Source organism: Streptomyces sp. NBRC 110611 (assembly GCF_001590865.1).
Lineage (GTDB): Bacteria > Actinomycetota > Actinomycetes > Streptomycetales > Streptomycetaceae > Streptomyces.
In genome coordinates this window covers 96,391-120,988 of sequence record NZ_BBUY01000008.1, presented here as the reverse complement: position 1 = coordinate 120,988, position 24,598 = coordinate 96,391, and the positions used below count along the sequence as shown (strand labels likewise).

General features: G+C 70.9%; 23 protein-coding genes, 1 pseudogene and 1 riboswitch. Of the genes and pseudogenes, 14 read left to right on the top strand and 10 right to left on the bottom strand.

Annotated features, from left to right (window positions below):
- Positions 1-16 precede the first annotated feature (16 nt).
- From AZE13_RS19160 to AZE13_RS19130, 6 genes are all read right to left on the bottom strand, one after another.
- Positions 17-1,528 (bottom strand): DUF2079 domain-containing protein, encoded by a 1,512-nt coding sequence (locus tag AZE13_RS19160; protein ID WP_079124145.1) that lies wholly within the window; start codon positions 1,526-1,528, stop codon positions 17-19.
- A gap of 464 nt (positions 1,529-1,992) precedes the next feature.
- Positions 1,993-2,427, bottom strand: coding sequence for a VOC family protein (locus AZE13_RS19155; protein WP_066933044.1), 435 nt, complete (start codon positions 2,425-2,427; stop codon positions 1,993-1,995).
- A 186-nt stretch (positions 2,428-2,613) separates the two neighbouring features.
- Positions 2,614-2,841, bottom strand: coding sequence for a hypothetical protein (locus AZE13_RS19150; protein WP_220127583.1), 228 nt, complete (start codon positions 2,839-2,841; stop codon positions 2,614-2,616).
- Positions 2,842-2,879: 38 nt separating this feature from the next.
- Positions 2,880-3,200, bottom strand: coding sequence for a hypothetical protein (locus AZE13_RS19145; protein ID WP_066933039.1), 321 nt, complete (start codon positions 3,198-3,200; stop codon positions 2,880-2,882).
- A 193-nt stretch (positions 3,201-3,393) separates the two neighbouring features.
- Positions 3,394-3,711, bottom strand: coding sequence for a hypothetical protein (locus tag AZE13_RS36965; RefSeq protein ID WP_258527870.1), 318 nt, complete (start codon positions 3,709-3,711; stop codon positions 3,394-3,396).
- Positions 3,712-3,846: 135 nt separating this feature from the next.
- Entirely contained in the window at positions 3,847-5,097 is a 1,251-nt protein-coding gene (locus AZE13_RS19130; protein ID WP_181690381.1) for a helix-turn-helix domain-containing protein, read from the bottom strand.
- A gap of 212 nt (positions 5,098-5,309) precedes the next feature.
- Here AZE13_RS19130 and AZE13_RS19125 point away from each other — a divergent pair, with 212 nt between their 5' ends.
- Positions 5,310-5,822, top strand: a complete 513-nt coding sequence (locus tag AZE13_RS19125) for a GntR family transcriptional regulator (protein WP_398780180.1) — start codon at positions 5,310-5,312, stop codon at positions 5,820-5,822.
- A gap of 283 nt (positions 5,823-6,105) precedes the next feature.
- Positions 6,106-6,356 (top strand): annotated as a pseudogene (locus AZE13_RS38210) (DNA mismatch repair protein MutT); the annotation flags it as partial.
- A gap of 44 nt (positions 6,357-6,400) precedes the next feature.
- Here AZE13_RS38210 and AZE13_RS19120 read toward each other — a convergent pair.
- Genes AZE13_RS19120 through AZE13_RS19110 form a run of 3 tightly spaced genes read right to left on the bottom strand, consistent with a single transcriptional unit; the run spans position 6,401 to position 8,821 of the window.
- Positions 6,401-7,306: an alpha/beta fold hydrolase gene (locus tag AZE13_RS19120; RefSeq protein ID WP_066933027.1), complete on the bottom strand. Its 906-nt coding sequence runs from the start codon at positions 7,304-7,306 to the stop codon at positions 6,401-6,403.
- Between the two features lie 43 nt (positions 7,307-7,349).
- Positions 7,350-8,594 (bottom strand): beta-ketoacyl-[acyl-carrier-protein] synthase family protein, encoded by a 1,245-nt coding sequence (locus AZE13_RS19115; protein ID WP_079124144.1) that lies wholly within the window; start codon positions 8,592-8,594, stop codon positions 7,350-7,352.
- Entirely contained in the window at positions 8,591-8,821 is a 231-nt protein-coding gene (locus AZE13_RS19110) for an acyl carrier protein (protein ID WP_066933024.1), read from the bottom strand. Before AZE13_RS19110 ends, AZE13_RS19115 begins: the two co-directional genes overlap by 4 nt.
- A gap of 304 nt (positions 8,822-9,125) precedes the next feature.
- On the opposite strand from AZE13_RS19110, the gene AZE13_RS19105 reads away from it, so the two are divergent.
- Positions 9,126-9,764 (top strand): SurA N-terminal domain-containing protein, encoded by a 639-nt coding sequence (locus AZE13_RS19105; protein WP_066933020.1) that lies wholly within the window; start codon positions 9,126-9,128, stop codon positions 9,762-9,764.
- 183 nt (positions 9,765-9,947) lie between these two features.
- Entirely contained in the window at positions 9,948-10,901 is a 954-nt protein-coding gene (locus AZE13_RS19100; RefSeq protein WP_066933394.1) for a nucleoside triphosphate pyrophosphohydrolase, read from the top strand.
- Between the two features lie 47 nt (positions 10,902-10,948).
- On the opposite strand, the gene AZE13_RS19095 is transcribed toward AZE13_RS19100, so the two are convergent.
- Positions 10,949-12,094 carry an MFS transporter gene (locus AZE13_RS19095; RefSeq protein ID WP_107288382.1) on the bottom strand — a complete coding sequence of 382 codons (1,146 nt, stop codon included), beginning with the start codon at positions 12,092-12,094 and terminating at the stop codon, positions 10,949-10,951.
- A 257-nt stretch (positions 12,095-12,351) separates the two neighbouring features.
- On the opposite strand from AZE13_RS19095, the gene AZE13_RS19090 reads away from it, so the two are divergent.
- From AZE13_RS19090 to AZE13_RS19045, 10 genes are all read left to right on the top strand, one after another.
- Complete coding sequence (locus tag AZE13_RS19090; RefSeq protein ID WP_066933018.1) at positions 12,352-13,251, top strand: LysR family transcriptional regulator; 900 nt, start codon at positions 12,352-12,354, stop codon at positions 13,249-13,251.
- A gap of 125 nt (positions 13,252-13,376) precedes the next feature.
- Positions 13,377-14,651, top strand: coding sequence for a cytochrome P450 family protein (locus AZE13_RS19085; RefSeq protein ID WP_066933015.1), 1,275 nt, complete (start codon positions 13,377-13,379; stop codon positions 14,649-14,651).
- Between the two features lie 251 nt (positions 14,652-14,902).
- Positions 14,903-16,141 carry a transglycosylase family protein gene (locus AZE13_RS19080; RefSeq protein ID WP_258527869.1) on the top strand — a complete coding sequence of 413 codons (1,239 nt, stop codon included), beginning with the start codon at positions 14,903-14,905 and terminating at the stop codon, positions 16,139-16,141.
- A 230-nt stretch (positions 16,142-16,371) separates the two neighbouring features.
- Positions 16,372-16,580: riboswitch (cyclic di-AMP (ydaO/yuaA leader) on the top strand.
- A gap of 7 nt (positions 16,581-16,587) precedes the next feature.
- Complete coding sequence (locus AZE13_RS19075) at positions 16,588-17,328, top strand: transglycosylase family protein (RefSeq protein ID WP_066933009.1); 741 nt, start codon at positions 16,588-16,590, stop codon at positions 17,326-17,328.
- A gap of 409 nt (positions 17,329-17,737) precedes the next feature.
- Positions 17,738-19,018: a phosphopyruvate hydratase gene (gene eno / locus AZE13_RS19070; protein ID WP_066933006.1), complete on the top strand. Its 1,281-nt coding sequence runs from the start codon at positions 17,738-17,740 to the stop codon at positions 19,016-19,018.
- A gap of 102 nt (positions 19,019-19,120) precedes the next feature.
- Entirely contained in the window at positions 19,121-19,573 is a 453-nt protein-coding gene (locus AZE13_RS19065; RefSeq protein ID WP_066933003.1) for an FtsB family cell division protein, read from the top strand.
- 69 nt (positions 19,574-19,642) lie between these two features.
- A complete protein-coding gene (locus tag AZE13_RS19060; protein WP_066933000.1) occupies positions 19,643-20,200 on the top strand; it encodes a DUF501 domain-containing protein in 558 nt (185 codons plus the stop codon).
- Positions 20,197-21,144 carry a Ppx/GppA phosphatase family protein gene (locus tag AZE13_RS19055; RefSeq protein ID WP_066932997.1) on the top strand — a complete coding sequence of 316 codons (948 nt, stop codon included), beginning with the start codon at positions 20,197-20,199 and terminating at the stop codon, positions 21,142-21,144. Before AZE13_RS19060 ends, AZE13_RS19055 begins: the two co-directional genes overlap by 4 nt.
- A 495-nt stretch (positions 21,145-21,639) precedes the next feature.
- Complete coding sequence (locus AZE13_RS19050; protein WP_066932994.1) at positions 21,640-23,031, top strand: NAD(P)/FAD-dependent oxidoreductase; 1,392 nt, start codon at positions 21,640-21,642, stop codon at positions 23,029-23,031.
- A 217-nt stretch (positions 23,032-23,248) separates the two neighbouring features.
- Positions 23,249-24,565: an SAM-dependent methyltransferase gene (locus AZE13_RS19045; protein WP_066932990.1), complete on the top strand. Its 1,317-nt coding sequence runs from the start codon at positions 23,249-23,251 to the stop codon at positions 24,563-24,565.
- Positions 24,566-24,598: the final 33 nt, after the last annotated feature.

Genomic DNA, 24,598 nt, shown 5'->3' with positions numbered 1-24,598 from the left:
GGACCGTCGTCGCGCCTCAGCGCGCGGCGACCCGCCGCAGGACAACGATGTTCCCGCTGTCGCCGAGAAGCGCGTACGACGACTCCGGGTGGCGGGCCGCCGCGTCGGCGAGGGCCTGCTTCGGGGTGCGGTCGTCGCGGAGTTCGTCCGCGATGTAGTCGGGTGCCAGCCCGCCCGTGTCGCCCATCCAGAAGACCCGGGTGCGGTCGGTGAGCCGGCTCAGCGGGCGGATACCGGACTCCACGGTGGCCCCGTCGGGTATGCGCTCCAGCAGCTTCGCCGCGGCGGCGGCCTCCGGCGGCGTGCGGTAGGTGGCCGTCTCGGTGAGCCGGGCCAGCGGCAGGGTGGCGGTGAGCGCGAGGGCGGCGGCCAGGGCGGCGGCCGGCAGGTGGTGGGCGTACGAGCGCAGCCAGGGCCGGGCCGAGGCCCGGGCCCGGGGCAGGGCGTCCACGAGGGCGAGGAAGACCACCGGCATCAGGACGGCGTTGTAGTGCCAGTCGGTGCCCCAGTAGTGCGACTCGTGCGAGAGGAACCGCCAGCCGAGGGTGGGCAGCGCGACCAGGAGAAGGGGGGAGCGCAGCGCGAGGAGCCCGGTCGTGGGCAGCAGGACCCACAGCGTGGTGTTGAGCGCGGTGCCGAGCGGGATGGTCGCACCGCCGCCGTCGGCCCCGAACTTGCTCCAGTAGTCGTACGAGCCCGAGCCGTTGAAAGCGGGGATGACCACGCCGAGGGTTACGGCGGAGGCGGTGAGGCCGAAGGCGACCAGGGCGATGGGCAGCGGACCGGCCCGGCGAGTACGCAGCAGGGCGAGGGCCCCGATGGCGGCGGCGGTGACGCCGAGGTCCTCCTTGACCAGGACGAGCGGCGCGGCCCAGCACACCGCCGCGGTCCACCGCCCGCGCAGCACCGCCTCAAGGGCGAAGGCGATCAGCGGCAGCGCGAAGGCGATCTCGTGGAAGTCGAAGTCCACGGCCTTCTGTACGCCCCAGGACATGCCGTACGCGATGCCGATGGCCAGGCCCGGCCAGCGGCCGAGGTGGCGGGCCGCGGCGCGGGTGACCGGGACCGTGGAGAGCGCGAACAGGGCGGCCTGGGCGATCAGCAGGGTCAGGGGGGAGGGGAAGAGCCGGTAGAACGGGGCCAGCAGGACCAGGACGGGGCTGAAGTGGTCGCCGAGGATGTTGGTGCCCGGGCCCTTGAGATCGACTATCGGCGCCTGGAAATGGGCGTAGCCGCGTATCGCCTGCTCGAATATGCCCAGGTCCCAGGAGGACGTGGACAGCGTACGGAAGCGCCACAGGGCCAGCAGCGCGAAGGCGACGAAGAAGAATCCGGCGGTCCAGTACGGGTCTAGCCGGGGGGCGCGCAGCGAAGCGGTCCGGGCACGCAGCGGAGCGAGGAGGGCGCCTCTCGGGGCGGGGGCGGCGGTCGCGGCCGGGGTGGCGGTCCGGGACCGCGGCAGGATGCCGCCGTCTGCGCCCGGGCCCGTCCCGGGGGTACCGCCGGCCGTTGCTGCGGCCGTGTCCATGAGGGTCCTCGCTCACTCTCAACTACACGGAAAGATACTCGAACGGATGTACCGGCCGGTCCGGCGGCCGGAGCGCCGACGGCCGGGGCACCGACGGCCCGCGCAGTGGGGGAGACGTGCCTGCGGGACGGTCCGTTCCCATACGCGGTCCGTTCCGGCGTACGTGGTCCGTTCCGGTGCGCAGTTCCGTTTCCGGTCGGGACGGCCGGACGGCCCGGCGCCGCGCGTCGCAGTGCCGGGCCGTCGTGAGCGAGGAGGCAGCTGTCGTGAGTGAGGAGGTGACCGTCGGGAGTGAGGAGGCACTCGTCGGGGGTCAGGAGGTAGCGGGGCCGCTGCGTCCAACCGCTCGCACGCCCCAGCCGGCGAATGGGCATCACCGACCCCAAGCACCATGCCTTCCCACAGAGCGAGGACACGTGAGCGGCCCCTCAGCCGAGTCAGCCAAGCCAGCCGAGTCAGCCGAGTCAGTCGAGACAGAACTCGTTGCCCTCGACGTCCTGCATCACCAAGCACGACTCGTTGAAACCATCGGCACGCAGGAGCTGCACGCGTACTGCGCCGAGTTCGACCAGCCGTGCGCACTCGGCCTCGAGTGCGGCGACGCGCTCTTCACCTACGAGCCCGGTGCCGACCCGCACGTCAAGATGCACCCGATTCTTGACAACCTTCCCTTCGGGAACGCGCTGGAAGTACATGCGCGGGCCCACACCTGAGGGATCCATGCAGACAAACCCGGAACCCTGACGCTCCGGCGGCAGCGAGCGATCGAACTCGTCCCACGAAGCAAACCCCTCCGGTGGCGGCGGTACGACGTACCCCAACACCTCGCACCAGAAACGAGCGACGCGCTCCGGTTCTGCGCAGTCAAAGGTGATTTGGACCTGCTTGATTGACGTCATTGGCCCACCGTAGTGACGCGTGCTGTTCACCGAGGCCCCGGGGCGCCATCGCCGCGCGGGCCGAGGCCATGGGGCGGCCCCCATAGCCGTAGTGGGCGAACGGGGGCCGATGGTGCGGCTCCTGAGCTGCGGGTCGGCTGGTCTCGCGTACGCAGTCCAAGTCCACGCAGACCCACCCAGCGCGGTCTACGAGCCGGGTGCGCACGTTCCCACCCCTCTTGCGGTGTGGGAATGCCGAGGGTCGGTCAGGGTGGCGTCGAAGTACTGGAACGCCGTCATTTCATAACTGGTGTGGCCGGTAGCGCCCGCGTGCCTCAGACACCACACCTGCCCGTCGTCCGGGTCGGCGGTGTCGACGGACCGTTCCACGCAGGTGAGGCACTTACCGATGTATCGGAGTGTCATGCCCGTCATGGCTGACAGCGTCCACTCAGCAAACCGATACCGCGCCCTCATGACGCACCCTCTGGACGATCCGGGGCATCGCTGCCCGCTGTTTCCATTTCCATGGCGTTGATGCACTCGCGGAGACCGCGCAGCATCGCCGCCAGCTCCTCCTCGGTCAGCTCATCCACCCACGCGGTACGGGCCTCGGCCTCCGCCCGCATGTGGTCAAGCTGCCTGCACAGCTTCCGATACCTGACGTGCCGGTTCCACGCTTCCTCGACCCGGCAGCGCAGCCGTGACCAGGAGCCCGCACTCACGACCCTGCCGCTTTCAGGGTGCGAGCCAGCCGTTCCCGTCTGGCTACCCGCGTGTGTCTCGGTCGTCATCGGCCCTCCCGCTTCGGGTGAGGATGGCGGCGCATCTCGATGTTGCAGTCGATCACCCTCGACATGTCTCCGACGGCGCGCGCCCCCGCCCGCTGCCTGGCCAGGGCGGCGCACACGTCGCACCCGGCAACCGGCTCGGACTCCGGTACCGGCAGGGGGTCTGGCAGGTGGATGGTGCGGCAGTTGCGGGGCATCAGCTCACCACCTCCACACCGTGGATCCAGCGCGGCCCGGAATCGACCCCGTACGTCGCGAGCCACAGCGCCCGCCGCCGACCGCGCCGCAACCTCCGCTCTTGCCGCTCTTCGGGGGTGAGGACGTACGGGCGGATCAGGGCCATGTCCTCGCCACGCAGCAGCCCCGACTCACGTGCGGGCACGCGGGGAAGTGCGAGTGTTGGCGCGTCCGCGCGCTCCATGGCGGGCAGTGTGCCCGCGGACCGGTGACGCCCTCGCGCGGGCAGTAGCACCCGCAACAGCAGTTCGAAGATCCACGCGCTATGTTTGCGCATGTCGTCAACCTCCCAGGGGTTGGTGGCCATGCCCCCGGGCCGTCAGCAGCGGTTGCGGGGGTCTCTGGTAGTCACGCGTTGACTGACCGTAGGATCCCTGCGGAGAGAGAGGGGGCACAGTTTGTGCCCCCTAGTTCATGCCGCCAGTACGCCGATCTTTACTGCTAGCTCGCTGGCCCGGCGTCGCTGCGCCGGGCTCTTCGAGTCCGTTTCTTCCAAGACGATGCGGCGGGCGTATCCGTTGTAGCGGATCGTTTCCGGAGCCGCCTCATAGGCCTTGTCGAGCGCGGCGAGCGCCGCTTCGGTCTGTCCATCGAGTTGATACCCGCGCGCCTCCTCGATGCGGTGCCGAGCGCGCCGGGGGCGGGAAGGGATGGTTGCTGCGTCCGCAGCAGCGGCCTGCCGGACGCTTTCTGCACCCGCGTGCAGTTCGACCGCGATAGTGACCGCGTGTGCTCCCATGACCGCCTGCGAGAAGGACGTAACGGGGTGGAAGTAGCCGGCAGGCAGCCGGTCCGCCATAGCGCGTGCCGTATCCCAGTAGCGCCAAGCAGTTCCCGTGTCGCCTCGGCGGGCAGCGGTATAGCCGGCCTCGAATTGCAGTGCTCCCGCAATGGCGAGCACGTCGTTACCCGCATCGGGCAGGAACGTCTCCAGGTACCGGATAGTCTCCAGATTCACCGCGTCAGCAGTGTCGAAGTGGGCATGTCCGCTGTCACGGTGAGCCTGTGCCGCCAGCCATGCCGCGACACCGATGGCATGCGGATCTTCCGATTCCTGTGCGGAAATCATACTGCGCTCGACGACACGCCACAGCAGAGACGAATCCGGCTGGTAAGCGATGAAGAACTGGCTCAGGCTGTAAACCTCCGCCATCAGCCCCTGCGCTACTCGGCGCTCGCTCGCTGAGTTGGCTTGCAGCGCCATGCATTGTGCATCTCGGATCAAGTCCGGCAGGAGTGCTCCAATGACGTCCCTGTGATGGGGGGCGGAATGCCGGGCGCTCCACGCACGGGAAAGCCTTTCTCGGAGATGCGCTGAGGGCGGCGCCTCTCGTTGTGTCGTCAATGGGAATGAGTCAATGGCCTGGCGGACTTTGGGCAGCCGGGCATGTCCTGGACCGGTGAACAAGTCGACTGCCATTGACTGATCACCGGTGAGGTCGGAGAGGTTCCGTACTCGGAGGGCTTCAGCGATACGCAGCACCATGGGGAGCTTGGGCATGTGCAGGCGTCCGCCCTCTACTTGCTTTACCCAGCTCGGCGACTTCCCGAGCAGACCGGCCAAGACACTCCGACTCATACCGCGACGGGTTCGCAGAATCTGCATACGCTGGCCGAACGCGACCGGTTCCGCGAACGGTTCGGGGGTAGCATCTGAAGACACGGCCTTGCCCCTTTCTGTGCAGCTCGTCACTGCCAGAGTACGAGGGTGGGGCCGTACTTGGTGATCCTTCGCAGGAGTCGCCGAACGCACCGCCCCGCACGCGAAGTAATGATGGTTGCCGCCAGGCAGCCGCCTACCGTGTACGCGAAGGGTCGGGATCGCCTACCGCGCAGGAGGGCGCTGTGAGCACCGGCGAGTGGGCCAGTACCTCGATGCCGTATCTGACACCCCGTGAGGAGGGGCAGCCCGACGCCCGGGGTGCGGAGGCTGCCGCCCGTGGTCGCCGGGGCAGGCAACGCATCGTCCATACCGGGGAGGTCGCGGCACCGGCCGAGATCGCGGAGTGCCTGGGGATCGCCGAGGGCGCGGACGTCGTCGTACGGCGCCGTGTGATGTATCTCGACGACGTGCCCTGCGAGTTGACCGACACCTATTACCCCGTCCACGTCGCACGGGGAACCCGTCTGGCCGGGACGGCCAAGATTCCCGGTGGTGCGGTCTCGCTCCTGGCCGAGCTCGGACACACCGGCGCCCGGGTGCGGGAGGACGTGTTCGCCCGGATGCCCGGCGACGAGGAACGTGATGCCCTGCGGACCGGCACGGACGAACCGGTGCTCCAGCTGACACGGGTCACGCTGGACGACTACGACCGGCCGATCCAAGTCGACAGGATGGCCATGCCCGGACGCCTTCAGCGGCTGCGCTACGAGATCAGGATCGGATGACCGTGCCGAGGAACCGGAGACGACGCGTACGACCGGCGTTCCCTGCACGAACGGATCGCCGCCGACCTGCGTGACGAGATCATGAGGCCGCCCGCAGGAAGACATACAACGTTCCGTGCGGCTAAGGCCATCACCTCGTTCCGCTCCACCCTGGCCGTCTACCAGCGCCGCAAAGTGCCCGGACCGCCGAACTCGCCCGCCGCGCACGCGAAGCGCTGGCCTGAGCTGCCACCGTCCGGCCGACGAAGGGACACCATCCGTGGCTCAGCGGACAGCCGACGACCAGCCCGAAGCCCTCAAGGTCGCCCACCTCATCCACGGCGCCTGGGGTGTCGAAGCCCCCAACGGCTTCCTCACCGTCGTTTTGCCCCCCACGAATGGAGCGGTGAGCCCGAGAACCGCGAACCCCGCACGCACGCCCAGGTCCGCTGGGTCGCCACCGATGCTGTCCCCGAGGCGTTCGTCGATACCACGGCCAGCGCCCTCCACCGGTATCTCACGGGCGGTCCGGAGGTCTCTCTCGACGGTTGGTGACAGTGACCGGAGAATCGCTGGCCACCTGATTCTTCCCTGCCGGCCTACCGCATAGCGGGCTCGGCCCGTACCTGCGGCTGGGCGCGGGGCTCCGGCCGGGCGGCGTGGATCGCGCCCTCCACGGGCTGGTCGGTGAAGAAGCGGACTACCAGGTCGACGACGTCCTGGGAGCGTTCGAAGGGGAGCCAGTGGTCGCACTCGGCGATGGTGAGGAAGCGGCAGTCCTCGACGTTGGCGGCGAAGGCGCGTTGCTTCTCGGGTGCGGAGACGGTGTCGTGCTCGCCGCAGAAGACCAGGGCCGGAACGCCGCGCAGTTCGCCGGACGGCTGCATGCCCTCGGTCGCGGCGCGGTTGAGGATGGTGAATCCGTGCGAGGTGTTGGCGACGGCGTGGGTGAGGAGGCGTTTGACGTAGCGGCGGGCCAGTCTGCGGTGGCGTACGAAGCGGCGTTCGTCCTGGCAGAGCCAGAGGTTGAGGGTGAGTTCGACGAACTCCTCCGGCCTGCCGTCCGCTACCCGGGTCGCGGCCGTCCGCCAGATGTCCAGTTGCCTGCTGGTGACCTCCACCGGCACGCCGCCGAGCAGGAGGCGGGCCACCCGGTGCGGGTGTCGTTGTGCGAAGGCGAAGCCGATGGCGGAGCCGTAGGAGTACCCGAACAGGTTGACGCTGACGATGCTGAGGTCGTCGAGGACCTGCTCGACCGCCTGGCACAAGGTGTCCATGCCCTGTTCGGGGCGGATCGGGTCGGCCTTGCCGGAACCCGGCAGGTCGATGGTGATCAGGCTCGTCAGGGGGAGTACCGGTTCTTCGAAGTGCTCCCATCCGTCCTTGCCCTGCAGCAGACCGCCCAGAATGAGCACCGGTTCGATCTGCTGGGTCGGCTGCCGCAGCAGCCGGTAGGAGTAGGACAGCCCGTCCACGCTCAGGGCGTTGACTACTTCCTCGGTCATGCGTCTCCTTCGCGTGGCTGCACGCGCTGTCGAGGGCGGTGGCTCACCCGCGGCTGACGACCAGGGCGGCGTTGTGCCCGCCGAAACCCAGTGAGGTCTTCACCGCACACTCCAGCCGTGCGGGGCGGGCTTCCTTGGCCACCACCTCGACGGGAACGTCGGGGTCGGGGGATTCCAGGTTGGCTGTCGGCGGGACGAGCTGGTGCTGGAGCGCCAGCACGGTGAAGGCGGTCTCGATGCCGCCGGCGGCGCCCAGGGTGTGGCCGGTCATGGCCTTGGTAGAGGTGACCAGGGGGTGCTCGCCGAGGACCCGGCGGAGCATGGCGCTCTCGATGAGGTCGTTGAGCGTGGTGGCGGTGCCGTGCGCGTTGACGTGTCCGATGTCGGTGGCGCGGACCCCGGCGTCGGCCAGCGCGGCCCGCAGGGCACGCTCGGCGCCCGCGCCCTCGGGGTGCGGAGCGACGGGGGCGTAGGCGTCGTTGGCCGTGCCGTAGCCGACGACCATGGCCCTGGTGCGTGCGTCGCGCGCCCGGGCGTGCTCGGGCCGTTCCAGGACGAGCAGGCCGGCGCCCTCGCCGAGGACGAAGCCGTCCCGGTCGGCATCGAAGGGGCGGCAGGCCGCGGCCGGGTCGTCCCGCCGGGTGGAGAGGCCCTTCATCTTGCACATACTGGCGACGATCAACCGGGAGCAGGACGACTCCGCTCCGCCGGCCAGGGCGATGTCGCACATCCCGGCGCGCAGCAGCTGACGGGCGATGCCGATCGCGTCGGTGCCCGACGCGCAGGTGGTGTTCACCGTGAGGCTCGGTCCCCGGGCGCCCAGGTCGCGGCAGACGCTCGCCGCGGCGCCGTTGCCGGTGGTCAGGACGGCCAGCATGGGGGAGACCCGGCGGGGGCCCCGTTCCAGGAGTGCGGTGTGCTGCTCGTCGTAGACGGGGAGCCCGCCGTTGGCGGTGCCGATGACGACCGCGACCCGGTCGCCGTCCCAGGTCCGTGGATCCAGCCCGGCGTCGGCCACGGCTTCGCGGGCCGCCAGGACCGCCAGTTGGGAGAAACGGTCCGTCAGCCGGCGGGTCGCGGCGTCCAGGGCGGCCTCGATGTCCAGGCCGTCGATGAGGTACACGAAGTCGGTCGGCAGATCGCGCAGCTCGGCGGGCCTCCGTACGCCGGAGGGGGAGGTGGCGTGGGTGACCTTGTGCCAGTTCGCCGCGGCGCCGATGCCGGCCGCGGTGAGCATCCCGAGCCCGGTCACGACGGCCGGGTACGGCTCTTGCGTCCGGGTGGTCACGCGGCTGCCGAATGGACGGCCGCCAGCAGCTGTCCGAAGCTGTTCCGGGGCGTCAACTCGGCGTCCTCCAGGTCGACCTCCAGTCCGTCCTCGATGAGCAACCGCAGCTCTTCCAGCGCCAACGAGTCAACGCCCAGCTTGCGCAGTGTGGCGTCAGCAGTCACCGAGACCGGATCCACTCCAAACCTCGTGGTCAACAGCGTCCTGACCTGTTCGGCGATGTCCATTTCAGGCACCTTTCTAGACCTTTGTGGCCGTCTGGGCTATGTGGAACAACGCGGGAAACGGTCGTTGAGTCACGCCATGCGCCGACAAGGCGAACGCGCGGACGGGGGCCTCGTGATGACGGCGTGGGCGTGGGCGGGGGCCTCGTGATGACGGCGGGGCGTGGGCGGGGCGACCCCCGACGAGGGAAACCGGTACGCCACGGATCGCAGATCGTTGGCCGAAGCAGTGGCCTGGGCCACACCGACTCCATAGCATCGATCACCAAAGGTCGAGACTCCGTCGCACGATCTGCCGGGAGGCCATGTGTTCCGCCGTAGGACAGCGCTCTCCGTAACCGCCACCGTCGCCCTGCTGGCCGCGACCCCGCTGCTCGCCGCCTGCGGAAGCGAGGCGCACCCCGGTGCCGCGGCCATCGTGGACGGCAAGCGGATCACCGTCGCGCAGCTCCAGGCCAAGGTGCGGGACGTCCGGGACGCCCAGGCCCGGTCCCCGGAGGGCGCCCAGCTGATCCTGAACACCGGCCGGCTGAGCCTGGCCACCCTCAACGGCATGATCTTCGACGAGGTGCTGGCGCGCACCGCGGAGAACGCCGGGGTGACGGTCACCCGCCGCAGCATCCAGAACTGGCGCGCCCGGGCGGAGAAGCGGGCCGGCGGCGCCGAGCGGCTGAAGGCGATGTGGCTCCAGCAGGGCATCGCCCCCGACGAGATCGACGGCACGGTCCGCAACCAGCTGCTGCTCGACGGCATCGCCGAACACCTCCGCGCCGACCGCAACACTCCCCAGGGCCAGCAGAAGCTCGCCCGGGCGCTGTCCGACGCCTCGCGCGCGATGGGTATCGACGTCAATCCGCGGTTCGGCACCTGGGACGACCAGCAGGTCATCCTCGGCCGCACCAAGGAGCCGTGGATCACCACCACGCCCGTCAGGCAGCAGGCCTGACGGGCGGCGCCGGGCGTTGTCAGTGGTGTGGGTTACGTTCGATGCGTGAACGCTGCTGACGCCTCCGCATCCGCCTCCGCCGCGGGCTCCGCCTCCACCGGCGGCTCCGATTCCGCTACGGGCTCCGAGTCCGCCGCGGGCTCCGGTGCCGATGCCCGCCCCGAGGGCACCGGCACCGGACGCCTGGTCCTGCTCACCACCAGCCATCGGGTCGCCCCCGGGCTCCTGTCCTGGCCCGCCTGGCAGACCCTGCACGCGGCGCAGCGGGTGCTGTGCGCCGACCCGGAGCACCCGCAGCTGCCGTATCTGCGGGAGGCCGGCATCGAGGTGGAGACGGCTGCCCCGACCGCCCGCGAGCTGGTCGACTACTGCGTGCCGGGCGACCGGACCGCCGTCATCCTCACTTCCGCCGTCGGGGAGAGCGCGCTGACCGACGGCCTGGCGCGGCTGGCCGGCTCCGGCCGCGAGACCATGCCCGACCTGGAGCTGCTGCCCGGCTCGTACGACCTGCCCGGCGCCCGGCTGCTCGACCTCGTCCAGGTCATGGACCAGATCCGCGCCGAGTGCCCCTGGAGCAGCATCCGTACGCACCGCGATCTGGCCAAGTACGGCATCGAGGAGGCGTACGAGCTGGTCGAGGCCATCGAGGAGGGCGACCGCGAGGCGCTGCGCGAGGAGCTGGGCGATGTGCTCCTCCAGGTCGTCTTCCACGCCCGGATCGCCCAGGACGCCCCGGAGGAGCCGTTCTCCATCGATGACGTCGCGGGCACGATCGTGGAGAAGCTCGTCCATCGCCACCCCCATGTCTTCGGGGAGGAGGCGGCCGAGACGCCCGAGGACGTCAAGGCCCACTGGCTGCGGACGAAGGCGGTGGAGAAGCAGCGGGAGTCGGTGACCGAGGGCATCCCGCTCGCCCAGCCCGGCCTCGCCCTGGCGGCGAAGCTGGCGTCCCGCGTGCGCTCGGCGGGCCTGGACGTCACCGTGCCCACCGGCGAGGGCATCGGCTACGAGCTGCTGGCCATGGCCGTACGGGCGGAGCGGGACGGCATCGACCCGGAGGCGGCGCTGCGGGCGGCGGCCCGGACGTACCGGGACGCGGTGGTGGCCGCCGAGGCGTCAGCGGCCACCGAGAGTTAGGAGCAGGGGAACAGGGGAGCAGGGGAGCAGAGAGGCAGGGGGGCGGCTCAGGGAAGTGGGCGGAGCCGGTCGAAGAGCCATACGGCCGCCGCTGCCGCCGCCAGGGCCGCGCCCACCAGGCACACCCCGCGCCAGCCGCCAGCTCCCCAGACCGCGGAGGTCAGGGCCGAGCCGAGCGCGCCGCCCACGAAGTAGGCGGTCATGTAAGCCGAGTTGAGGCGGTTACGAGCCTCCGGGCGGATTCCGTAGACCAGGTTCTGGTTGGAGACGTGGATCGCCTGGAGGGCCAGGTCCAGGACGACGATCCCCGCCAGCAGCGCGGCCAGCGGCCATGTTCCGCCGGAGCCGCCCGCCGCCAGCAGCCCCCACGACCCCAGCAGCAGGAACGCCGCGGTGCCGGTGACGCGGTGTGCCAGGCCGCGGTCGGCCAGCCGGCCCGCCGCCGATGCCGCCAGGGAACCGGCGGCACCCACCAGGCCCAGAAGGCCGATGGCCGACTCCTGCCAGCCGTAGGAGGGGCCGGACATCAGGAAGGCCACGGCGGTCCACAGGACCGAGAAACCCGCGAAGGACAGCGCGCCCAGTACCGCCCTTCGGCGCAGCACCGGCTCCTGGGCGAACAGTGCCAGCGTGGAGCGGAGGAGGGCGGGGTAGCGGAGCCCGGCGGTGGTGCGCAGCGCGGGGAGCCGGAGCCGCAGGAGCACCGCCACCAGCAGCATCAGCGCGGCGTTGATCCAGTAGACGGTGCGCCAGCCGCCCAGCTCGGAGAGGAGCCCGGCGGCCGTACGGGCCAGCAGGATGCCGAGCAGTAGCCCGGTCATGACGGTGCCGACGGTCCGGCCGCGCTCGGCGGGCGCCGCGAGGGTCGCCGCGTACGGCACGATGACCTGGGCGGCGACCGAGGTCAGGCCGGTGAGGGCGGTGCCGGTCAGCAGGAGGAGGGCGTTCGGCGCACTCGCCGTGACAGTCAGGAACACCGCCGTCGCCGCGCACAGCGCGACCGCCAGCCGACGGCGTTCCAGCAGGTCACCGAGGGGGACGAGCAGCAGCAGGCCGAGGCCGTAGCCGAGCTGTGCGATGGTCACCACCAGGGCGGCGGTGGACGCGGAGAGGTGGAGATCGCGGCCGATGACGTCCAGCAGCGGCTGGGCGAAGTAGTTGCCGGCGACGGACAGGCCGGTGGCGACCGACATCAGCAGCAGCGTGCCGCGTGCCAGCCCCTTGCCGGAGCCGGATGGTTCGGACGGTTCTGATGTCGCAGATGTGGTGGACGTCGCGGACGCGCCGGCAGGTCTCACGAGGGCTCCTTCTCGTAGTGCATTCGCCCGCGGCCGCTGTGGCGGCTGCCGGCGCTTCCCAGCCTGGGGCCCGGCCCATTGATGAGTCCAATACATAGTTTTCATTTCACCCATCGTGGAAAGAGATCGATGCCGTCGTACTCTCGGGCGTCATGGAGCTCCAGCAGATGAGGTACGTGGTCGCGGTGGCCGAGACCGGTGGGTTCACCCGGGCCGCCGAGCGGTGCCATGTGGTGCAGTCCGCGCTCAGCCATCAGATCGCCCGGTTGGAGAAGGAGCTCGGCGCACGGCTCTTCCACCGGACGAGCCGGAGCGTGCGGCTGACCGCCGCGGGGGAGGCGTTCGTTCCGGTCGCTCGGCAGGCGCTGCAGGCGGCCGAGCGGGCCCGCGCCGAGGTGGCGGCGGCGACCGGTGAGGTGCGCGGCCGGCTGGCGGTGGGGGCGATCTCGACCGTCGCGGCCGTCGATCTCGCCCGTGAGCTGGGCGCGTTCCGTACCCGCTATCCGCAGGTGCGGATCAGTCTGCAGACGGAGATGAGCGATCTGCTCATCGAGCGGGTGCGGGAGGGGGCGCTGGACGTCGCCTTCGTCGGGCTGGTGCCCGGCGCGCGCACGGCCGGCGTGCGGGAGCGGGAGCTGGCCCGTGGTGAGCTGGTGGCCGTGGTGCCGCCGGACCATTCGCTGGCCGGGCGGGAGTGGACCACGCTGTCACGGCTGGCGCGGGAGACCTTTGTCGACTTCACGGCCGGGTCGACGGCCCGGCGGCAGCGCGACGAGGCGTTCCTGGCGGCGGGGCTGACCTCGGAGGTGGGGTTCGAGGTGACCAACGTGGAGTTCCTGGCGAAGCTGGTGCGGGCGGGGCTGGGCATCGGCATGGTCCCGGAGGCCTTCGCCGCCGAGCTGCCGGGGCTGCGCATCGTCCGGGCGCGCCCGGCGCCGGAACGTACCGAGCGGGTGGTGTGGAGCGCTCTCGGGCCGTCGCCGGCGGCGCTGGCGTTTCTGGCCGGGCTGGGGGTGGACGGGGACCCGGAGGGGACGGTGTCAGGGGCGTAGGGGGCAGGGGCAGGGGCGTCCGAGGTTCGGGGACGGCCGGTCTGAGGGTTCCGGGACGGCCGGTCTGAGGGTTCGGGAACGGCTGGGCGGCGCGCGGTGGTCCGCGTACCGGTTACGGTCGAAACGTGCACGACAAGTCCGACGACGCCACCTCCTGCCCGGCCTCCCCGCCCGCGCCCGAGCTGTTCACCTGGGAGTTCGCCGCCGACCCGTACCCCGCGTACGCCTGGCTGCGCGAGCATGCGCCGGTGCACCGGACCGCACTGCCCAGCGGTGTGGAGGCCTGGCTGGTGACCCGCTACACCGAGGCGCGACAGGCGCTCGCCGACGCCCGGCTGTCGAAGAACCCGGTGCACCACAGCGAGTCCGCGCACGGTAAGGGCAAGGTCGGCATTCCGGGCGAGCGCAGCGCCAACCTGATGACACATCTGCTCAATATCGACCCGCCCGACCACACTCGGCTGCGCCGACTGGTGTCCAAGGCGTTCACCCCGCGCCGGGTCGCCGCGTTCGCACCGCGGGTACAGGAGCTGACCGACCACCTCATCGACCAGTTCGCGGCGAAGGGCTCGGCCGATCTCATCCATGAGTTCGCCTTCCCGCTGCCCATTTACGCCATCTGCGACATGTTGGGCGTCCCGAGCGAGGACCAGGACGACTTCCGCGACTGGGCGGGAATGATGATCCGGCATGGGGGCGGGCCACGGGGCGGGGTCGCCCGTTCCGTGAAGAAGATGCGCGGCTACCTGGCCGAGCTGATCCACCGCAAGCGCAGCGAACCCGGCGACGACCTGATATCCGGGCTGATCCGAGCCTCCGATCACGGTGAGCACCTCACCGAGAACGAGGCCGCCGCGATGGCGTTCATCCTGCTCTTCGCCGGATTCGAGACCACCGTCAACCTCATCGGCAACGGCACCTACGCCCTGCTGCGCCATCCCGCCCAGCGGGAACTGCTCCAGAAGGCGATCGCGGCGGGCGACACCGAGTTGCTGAGCACCGGCGTCGAGGAGCTGCTCCGGTACGACGGCCCGGTGGAGCTGGCGACGTGGCGGTTCGCCACCGAGGAGCTGACGCTCGGCGGGCAGCGGATCGCCGAGGGCGACCCCGTCCTGGTGGTGCTGGCCGCCGCGGACCGCGATCCGTCACGTTTCGTCGCACCGGATGTGCTCGATCTGACCCGACGTGACAACCAGCACCTGGGGTACGGGCACGGCATCCACTACTGCCTGGGCGCGCCACTCGCCCGGCTCGAAGGGCAGACCGCGCTCGCCACTCTGCTGACCCGCCTCCCGGACGTCCGGCTTGCCGCGGATCCTGATGATTTGCGGTGGCGTGGCGGGCTCATCATGCGCGGACTGCGGTCGCTGCCGGTGGAGTTCACGCCCGAACGGCCCTGACCAGGGACGGGGGGCAGGAGCCGGGGAATGTGACGTCGTGTCAGCTGCGTGACCTGTGCGTGATCTTTACTACACCGGCTTGTGACTACCCGTGACCCCGGCTACTTTGCCACCCACGACCGACAGGAGTTCGAAAGAGTTCACCGGTCGTCGAACAACTCAACCGCCGCGCGAAAGGCATCCGCATGCGTTCCGGGAACGGCCGACACCGTCGCCCCCGTCAAGCACCGGCCATCTTTGTCACGGCGGGAGTGACCGGCGCCGGCCTCGCACTGCCCCTCTTCTCCGCCGGCGGTGCGCACGCCGCCGACACCGCCACCTGGGACCGGGTCGCCCAGTGCGAGAGCGGCGGGGTGTGGAGCGCGGCCTCGGGCAACGGCTTCTACGGCGGGCTGCAGCTGACCCAGGAGATGTGGGACGAGCACGGCGGCACGGCCTACGCGTCCCGCCCCGACTACGCCAGCCGCGCCCAGCAGATCGCGGTGGCCGAGGCGATACTCGCGGACCAGGGGCCGGACGCCTGGCCCAGCTGCGCGGTGAACGCGGGGCTGACGACGGGCGGCCGCGCGCCGCAGGTCGACCCCGGCGGCAACCACACCCCGGCGCCCGATCCGGCGGACGGCACGGGCACGGGCAGGGGCACTGGCTCCGGGGCCGGGTCCGGCACTGGTTCCAGGCCCGGGTCCGGGTCCGGGTCTACGGACGGTGCCGACCGTGCGCCGTCCGACCACGCGTCCGACCGGCCGTCCGACCGGCCGTCCGACCGGCCGTCCGATGCGACGCCCTCGCCTTCGCCCTCTGCTCCTGACGGCACCGGCTCCAGCTCCGGCACGCCGACCGACGGCAGCCGTGAGAGCGACTCGCCCTCCGGTGACCCGTCCCGTAACGGTGACCCGTCGGGTTCGACCGACCCGTCCGGCTCGCCCGACCCCTCCGGCTCGACCGGCCCATCGGACGCCACCGGCCCGTCGGACGACGCCACCGGCCCCTCCGGCACCCCCAGCCCCTCCGACTCCGCCGGCACGTCGGATGGCGGCAGGCGTACGGACGACACGCCCGGCCGTACGGACGGCTCCGGCGCGCCGCACCGGGGGCCCGCCAAGGGCAAGCACCGCGGTGACGTGGACGAGAGCGAAGGGGACGCCGGACGCTCCTCCAGCGGCCGGCACGCCTCGCGAGGCGACCGCGATGACCGCGACGACCACGGCGACCGCGATGACCGCAGCGACCACGGCGACCACGGTGGCCGCGATGACCAGAGCGGCCGCGGCGACCGCGGCGACGGCCCGCACCGCACCGACGGTGGCGCGGGCCCGGCCGCCGGCGACTACACCGTGCGCCCGGGTGACAGCCTGTCAGCCATTGCCCAGGCTCACCGGCTGCCCGGCGGCTGGCCCGCGCTCTACGAGCGGAACGAGGGTGTTATCGGCTCCGACGCGGACCTGATCCACCCGGGGCAGCGGCTCGATCTCGGGCAGCCTGAGGCATAGTTCGCCACCTTCGTCCGATATGGGGGCTCCTTTGCCCGTTGCGGGGAAAGTGAGACAAGGGTCTCGTTGCCCCTCGCGAACCGAGCGCCGTCCGACGCCGTCGGACCCGGTCCTACCTGCGGAAATGTAACCCACCCGTGATCAAAAGCGGTCAACTTGGTTCAGAAGATGGGGTTTGAACACCAAGGGGATTACTGCTTACGGTCAGGACCGCTCGCCAAAGCGGGCCCTTCGATCACACGCCGAATCCTGCCGGTGGTCGGAGGCAGTTGACGCGTAAGCGCCGTAGGCAGGAGCGGGGGAACCAAGGTAAGTGCCGCCCGGCCCGTGACAGCGGGTCAGTCGGCTTGGGGTGAAGCCCGGTGCGCCAGACGCACCGGCCGGGCCACTCACAGTCCGAACCCGACAGCTCACCTCGCAGGCGTCGGTGAGGAAACGAACGAACCATGCTGAACAAGGGCAAGCACCGTCGTCCCTCCAAGGCCGTCCGCGTCGCCACCCTCGCCGGTGTCGCCGGCGCCGCCGTCGCCGTCCCGCTGATGGGTGCCACCTCCGCCAACGCTGCCTCGGTCTCCACCTGGGACAAGGTCGCCCAGTGCGAGGCCGGTGGCAACTGGTCGATCAACACCGGTAACGGCTACTACGGTGGCCTGCAGTTCTCCAGCTCCAGCTGGGCCGCCGCCGGTGGTACCCAGTACGCGTCGCGCGCCGACCTGGCCACCAAGGCACAGCAGATAGCCGCCGGCGAGAAGCTCCTCGCCATGCAGGGCCCGGGCGCCTGGCCCAACTGTGGCCCCAGGGCCGGCCTGAGCGCCGGTGGCCCCGCCGCCGACGTCGACACCTCCGGCGGTGAGCAGGCCAAGTCCACGCCGAAGAAGAGCGAGAAGAAGGCCGAGAAGACCGAGCCGGCCCCCAAGGTCGAGAAGAAGACCGAGCCGGCCCCCAAGGTCGAGAAGAAGACCGAGTCGGCCCCCAAGGTCGAGAAGAAGGCCGAGCCGGCTCCGAAGGCGTACGAGGCCCCGAAGAAGTCCGACGGTGAGGGCACCTACACCGTCAAGTCGGGTGACACCCTCGCGAAGATCGCCAAGGCGCACGGCACCAACTGGAAGGCCCTCTACGAGGCCAACAAGTCGGTCGTCGGCGGCAACCCGAACCTGATCTTCCCGGGCCAGAAGCTCAGCGTCTGAGCCGAGCTCGGCGACTGAGCCGCACCGCACCGGGACCGCGCAGGCCCGGGCGGCGGGCCCCAGCCCCACCCGGCCCCCGCCCGGCCTCGCCCCCCTGAGTCAGCCCCGCAGCGGCGCGCCCTCCCCCGGCGTGCCGCGGCGGGGCTGCTCGCTCTCGGCGGGCTCCGCGGTACCCCGCGACCGCATCCGCGGTACCCCGCGGTCACACCTGCGGTACCCCGTGGCGGCATATGTGGTATGCCGCGAATTTCCCCGCTAGCGAACAATGCCGGGGAACATCAGCTGAACTGCGCATTTGGGCTCTTTGCTCGGGAATTCCATCCCGCCGAGCGGGCCGACGGCGAGCGGACGCGCCCGGGGCCGTTAGGCTCATGCTGCAGAACTCCAGACACACCATGAAGGAGACAACGTGCCGTCCATCGACGTCGTCGTAGCCCGCGAAATTCTCGACTCGCGAGGTAATCCCACGGTCGAGGTCGAGGTTGGCCTCGACGACGGCAGCACCGGCCGTGCCGCCGTGCCGTCCGGCGCCTCGACCGGCGCCTTCGAGGCCATCGAGCTCCGCGACGGCGACCCCAACCGCTACCTCGGCAAGGGCGTCGAGAAGGCCGTGCTGGCCGTCATCGAGCAGATCGGCCCGGAGCTCGTCGGCTACGACGCGACCGAGCAGCGGCTGATCGACCAGGCGATGTTCGACCTGGACGCCACCGACAACAAGGGCTCGCTCGGCGCCAACGCCATCCTGGGCGTCTCCCTCGCCGTCGCGCACGCCGCCTCCGAGGCCAGCGACCTCCCGCTGTTCCGCTACCTGGGCGGCCCGAACGCGCACATCCTGCCCGTCCCGATGATGAACATCCTCAACGGCGGGTCGCACGCGGACTCCAACGTGGACATCCAGGAGTTCATGATCGCCCCGATCGGCGCGGAGTCCTTCTCCGAGGCGCTGCGCTGGGGCGCCGAGGTCTACCACACCCTCAAGAAGGTCCTGAAGGAGCGCGGTCTGGCCACCGGCCTCGGTGACGAGGGCGGCTTCGCCCCCAACCTGGGCTCCAACCGCGAGGCCCTGGACCTGATCCTGGAGGCCATCAAGCAGGCCGGTTACGCCCCCGGCCAGGACATCGCCCTCGCCCTGGACGTCGCCGCCTCCGAGTTCTACAAGGACGGCAAGTACGTCTTCGAGGGCCAGGAGCGCTCCGCCGCCGAGATGACGGCGTACTACGAGGAGCTCGTCGCCGCGTACCCGCTGGTCTCCATCGAGGACCCGCTGTTCGAGGACGACTGGGCCGGCTGGAAGGTCATCACCGACCGCCTCGGCGCCAAGGTCCAGCTGGTCGGCGACGACCTGTTCGTCACCAACCCCGAGCGCCTCGCCCGCGGCATCGAGGAGGGCTCCGCCAACGCGCTGCTGGTGAAGGTCAACCAGATCGGCTCGCTGACCGAGACCATGGACGCCGTCGAGCTGGCCCAGCGCAACGGCTTCAAGTGCATGATGTCGCACCGCTCCGGTGAGACCGAGGACGTCACCATCGCCGACCTCGCCGTCGCCACCAACTGCGGCCAGATCAAGACCGGCGCCCCGGCCCGCTCCGAGCGCGTCGCCAAGTACAACCAGCTGCTGCGCATCGAGGAGATCCTCGACGACGCCGCGGTGTACGCCGGCCGCTCCGCCTTCCCGCGGTTCAAGGGCTGACCGCGAGCCAGTCTGAGCACGTCCCCGGCAACGGTCCCGTACCGTTGCCGGGGACGTACCTGCTTCAGCAGTCCCGGCGTCAGCCAGTGGAGGGGAGACGACGTGCCCGCCGACCGGTTCTCGACCGCTACCCGGCTCAAGGCGCTGGGCGAGCAGGCCGCCGCCCGCGTCTACCGGGCCCGCCCGCCCCGCCGCAACCGCCTCACCGGCCGCGCCGCGCTGCTCGCGCTGGTGATGTGCTCCCTGGTCGTCGCGCTCGCGTACCCGATAAGGCAGTACGTCTCCCAGCGGTCCGACATCACCGAGCAGCGCCGGAAGGCCCAGGACGCCGCGGCCGCGCTCGACCGGCTGCGGGAGCAGAAGGCCCGCTGGCAGGACCCCGCCTACGTACGCCAGCAGGCTCGCCGGCATCTGCACTATGTGATGCCGGGCGAGACCGGATATACCGTCCAGGACGGCTCCGGCGCCGGCACCGCCCCCAAGGGCCCGCAGGCGGCGCAGCGTCCCTGGTACGAGAATCTGTGGAGCGACGTCGACGCGGCCGACGGACGGTAGGCCACCGCCCACGCCGTACCGGGCCCGCCCCGTACCGCCGCTCCCCACCCCACCTCACCGAAAGCGCACATGGAAACCCCTCCGCCCCAGACCGAGCCCACCGAGCCCACCGCCGCGGACATCGCCGCCTTCAAGGAGCAGCTCGGCCGCCCGCCGCGCGGACTGCGCACCATCGCGCACCGCTGCCCCTGCGGCCAGCCGGACGTCGTCGAGACGGCGCCGCGCCTGGAGGACGGCACGCCCTTCCCCACGCTCTACTACCTCACCTGCCCGCGCGCGTCCTCCGCGATCGGCACGCTGGAGGCGAACGGCGTGATGAAGGAGATGACCGAGCGGCTGGCGGCCGACCCGGAGCTGGCCGCCGCCTACCGCGCGGCCCACGAGGACTACATCCGCCGCCGGGACGCCATCGAGGTGCTGCAGGGCTTCCCCAGCGCGGGCGGGATGCCGGACCGCGTCAAGTGCCTGCACGTCCTCGTCGCCCACTCGCTGGCGGCCGGGCCGGGCGTCAATCCGCTCGGTGACGAGGCGCTCGCGATGCTGCCGGAGTGGTGGCGGAAGGGGCCGTGTGTGGCTCCTGGCGCCGACGGGGGAGAGTGCGGGACCGACGAGGGAGCGTCCGAGTGAAGCGCGTCGCCGCGGTCGACTGCGGTACGAACTCCATCCGCCTGCTGGTCGCGGACGTCGCCCCGAGCACCGGCGAGCTGACCGAGCTCGACCGCCGGATGCAGATCGTCCGGCTGGGCCAGGGGGTGGACGAGACGGGGCGCCTCGCGCCCGAGGCGCTGCGGCGCACCTTCGCGGCCTGCCGCGAGTACGCCGCGGTCATCAAGGAGCTGGGCGCCGAGAAGGTCCGCTTCGTGGCCACCTCCGCGTCCCGCGATGCGGAGAACCGCGAGGAGTTCACGCGCGGTGTCCTCGACATCCTCGGCGTCGAGCCGGAGGTGATCTCCGGCGACCAGGAGGCCGAGTTCTCCTTCACCGGCGCCACCAAGGAGCTCGCCGGCCGCGATCTGGCGAAGCCGTACCTGGTGGTCGACATCGGCGGCGGCTCGACCGAGTTCGTCGTCGGCGACAAGCAGGTGGTCGCGGCGCAGTCCGTGGACATCGGCTGCGTCCGGATGACCGAGCGCCACCTGGTCCAGGACGGTTCAGTGGTCGACCCGCCGGGCGAGGCGCAGATCCAGGCGATACGGGACGACATCGTCCGGGCCCTCGACCTGGTCGCCCAGCGCGTGCCGATCACGGAAGCCGGCACGCTCGTCGGCCTGGCGGGCTCGGTCACCACGGTGGCCGCGATCGCGCTGGGGCTGGAGGAGTACGACTCCGCGGCGATCCACCACGCCCGTATCCCGTACGAGCAGGTCAGCGAGATCACCACGCGCCTGCTGCACTCGACGCACGCCGAGCGCGCTGCGATCCCGGCCATACACCCGGGCCGCGTCGATGTGATCGCCTCGGGAGCGCTCATCCTGGCGACGGTCATGGAGCGGATCGGCGCGCGGGAGGTCGTCGTCAGCGAACACGACATTCTGGACGGTATCGCCTGGAGCTGCGCCCTCGACGGCTGAGAGCGCCGGGCGGTCGGCAGGCGGCCGGGGAGCGGTCGGGCGGAGGCGCGGGACGGGCCTTGACGACTTCTTAACGGCCCCTGCCGACAGGGTTTTTGAGCGCACCGGGTGCCCGTCCGAGCGCCCTTCGGGGGGCCGGCGCGGGCCCCGTGGAGCGGTCCGGAAAAAGGTTCGTGAAATCCTTCACATGAAAAAGCCTCCGGTTGGGCGAACAATCTGATCGTCCGGCCCTCATTCGAAGGTCCCAGGGCCCCTCGGCCCGGAGGTTGCCCGGGTTCCGGCCCATCCGCGGTGCGCTGCCGGAGGGCGTGGTTCAGCCGCCCGGGGAGCGACAAGGCCTGATCAAAGGGGGTCGGCAACGCCTCGCGGGGCAGTGTGGTTCCACCGCGGGCTATGGCGTCCGTCACGAAGGCGGCGGAGTGTAGCAGATGCCCCCTGCGTTCTTGTGAAGGGGCTCACGAGCGACCCCCCATCTGGGGGTGGATACTCGATTGCATGAGCACCACGGAGCGTCCCAGGATCCTCGTAGTAGGCGGTGGGTACGTAGGCCTGTACGCGGCTCGGCGCATTCTGAAGAAGATGCGCTACGGCGAGGCGACCGTCACGGTCGTCGACCCGCGGTCGTACATGACCTATCAGCCCTTCCTCCCCGAAGCCGCCGCCGGCAGCATCTCCCCCCGGCACGTCGTCGTCCCGCTGCGACGCGTGCTCCCCAAGGCGGAGGTCCTCACCGGCCGGGTCACCACCATCGACCAGGACCGCAAGGTCGCCACGATCGCCCCGATGGTCGGCGAGTCGTACGAGCTGCCCTTCGACTACCTGGTCATGGCGATGGGCGCGGTCTCCCGCACCTTCCCGATCCCCGGCCTCGCCGAGAACGGCATCGGCATGAAGGGCGTCGAGGAGGCCATCGGCCTGCGCAACCACGTCCTGGAGCAGCTGGACAAGGCCGACTCCACGACCGACGAAGAGGTCCGCCGCAAGGCGCTCACCTTCGTCTTCGTCGGCGGTGGCTTCGCGGGTGCGGAGACCGTCGGCGAGGTCGAGGACATGGCCCGCGACGCCGCGAAGTACTACAAGAACGTGAAGCGCGAGGACATGCGCTTCCTTCTGGTCGACGTCGCCGACAAGATCCTCCCCGAGGTCGGCCCCAAGCTCGGCGCCTACGGCAAGGAGCACCTGGAGTCCCGCGGTGTCGAGGTCTACCTCAAGACCGGCATGGACTCCTGCGTCGACGGCCACGTCAAGCTGAACAACGGCCTTGAGGTCGACTCCAACACGATCGTGTGGACCGCGGGCGTCAAGCCCAACCCGGCGCTGGCCCGCTTCGGCCTGCCGCTCGGCCCGCGCGGCCATGTCGACACCGCCGCCACCCTCCAGGTGCAGGGCACCGACTACATCTGGGCCGCGGGCGACAACGCCCAGATTCCGGACATGGTCGGCCGCCGCAACGGCAACGAGAACGCCTGGTGCCCGCCGAACGCGCAGCACGCGCTGCGGCAGGCCAAGGTCCTCGGCGACAACGTGGTCTCCGGTATGCGGGGCTTCCCGCAGAAGGAGTACAGCCACGCCAACAAGGGTGCGGTCGCCGGTCTGGGCCTGCACAAGGGCGTCGCGATGATCGTCGTGGGCAAGACGAAGATCAAGCTCAAGGGCCGTCTCGCCTGGTACATGCACCGCGCGTACCACGGCATGGCGATGCCGACGTTCAACCGCAAGATCCGGGTCTTCGCCGACTGGACGCTGGGCATGTTCCTCAAGCGCGAGGTCGTCTCGCTCGGCGCCATGGAGAACCCCCGCGAGGAGTTCTACGAGGCGGCCAAGCCGGCCCCCGCTCCGGCCGCCGCGGCCGGCTCCGGCGACAAGCCGAAGGCCAAGGCCTCCTGATCCCCGGTCGGGGTACCGCGGTACCCCGACCAGCCCGAAGGGCGTCCGCCATCCGTGGGGCGGGCGCCCTTTGGCGTTGTCCGGTCTGGCGAGTTCCGGCCGTTTTGCGGTTCCCTTACCGGTGAACGGGATTATCCGGGCGCCCACTTGGCGTTTACGTGGCGGGTGAATCTATTTCGCCCGAGTGCCCCGACTCGTCAACACGGAGGTGTGCGACATGGCCGACGCCGCTGGACGGCTCACCAAGCTCGCCGAGGAGGTGCTGGGAGCCCCGCTGCCGGTGCGCATCCGGGCCTGGGACCGCAGCGAGTCCGGCCCGCCGGGCGCCCCGGTCCTGGTGATCCGCCACCGCCGCGCCCTGCGCCGACTGCTGTTCAAGCCCGGCGAACTGGGCCTGGCCCGAGCCTGGGTGGCCGGTGACATCGACGTCGAGGGCGACCTCTATACGGCGCTCGACCTGCTCGCCGAGCTGATCTGGGAGCGCGGCCCGGCCGCCAAACCGCAGCGCGCCGCCGCCCTGCGCGCCCTGGCCCGGCCCGAGATCCGCGCCGCCGCCCGGGAACTGCTGTCCCTGGCCGGCGCCCCCGTACCGCCCGCACCGCCCGCCGAAGAGGCCCGGCGCCGCCGCGGACCGCTGCACACCCTGCTGCGCGACAAGGAAGCCATCAGCCACCACTACGACGTCGGCAACGACTTCTACGAGCTGGTGCTCGGCCCGTCCATGGTCTACTCCTGCGCGTACTGGGGGACCACCGGCGACGCCGCCTCGTCGCTGGCGGATGCCCAGCGCGACAAGCTCGACCTGATCTGCCGCAAGCTCGGCCTGCAGGAGGGCCAGCGGCTGCTGGACGTGGGCTGCGGCTGGGGCTCGATGGTGCTGCACGCGGCCCGCGAGTACGGCGTACGGGCGGTCGGCATCACCCTCTCCGAGGAACAGGCGAGCTACGCCCGCAAGCGGATCGCCGAGGCCGGGCTCACCGACCGGATCGAGATCCGGGTGCAGGACTACCGCGAGATCCACGACGAGCCGTTCGACGCGATCTCCTCGATCGGCATGGCCGAGCATGTCGGCCGGACCCGGTACGCGGAGTACGCGAGTGCGCTGTACGCCCTGCTGAAGCCCGGCGGACGGCTGCTCAACCACCAGATCGCGCGGCGCCCGCTCGCGGACGAGGAGGCGTACCACGTCGATGAGTTCATCGACCGCTATGTCTTCCCCGACGGTGAGCTGGCGCCGGTCGGCCGGACGGTCGGCCAGCTGGAGGAGGCCGGCTTCGAGGTGCGGGACGTGGAGGCGATCCGCGAGCACTACGCGCTGACGCTGCGCGCCTGGGTCGCCAACCTGGAGCGGCACTGGGCCGAAGCGGTCCGGCTCACCTCACCGGGCCGGGCCCGGGTCTGGCGGCTCTACATGGCCGCCTCGGCGCTGTCCTTCGAGCGGAACCGCATAGGAGTCAACCAGGTCCTGGCGGTCCGGACACCGGAGTCGGGCGCCGCGGGGCTGCCGCGGCGGGCGCGGGCCTGGACGGCCTGACGCGCGGGTGCGCCGGGCCCGTCCGGACCCGGC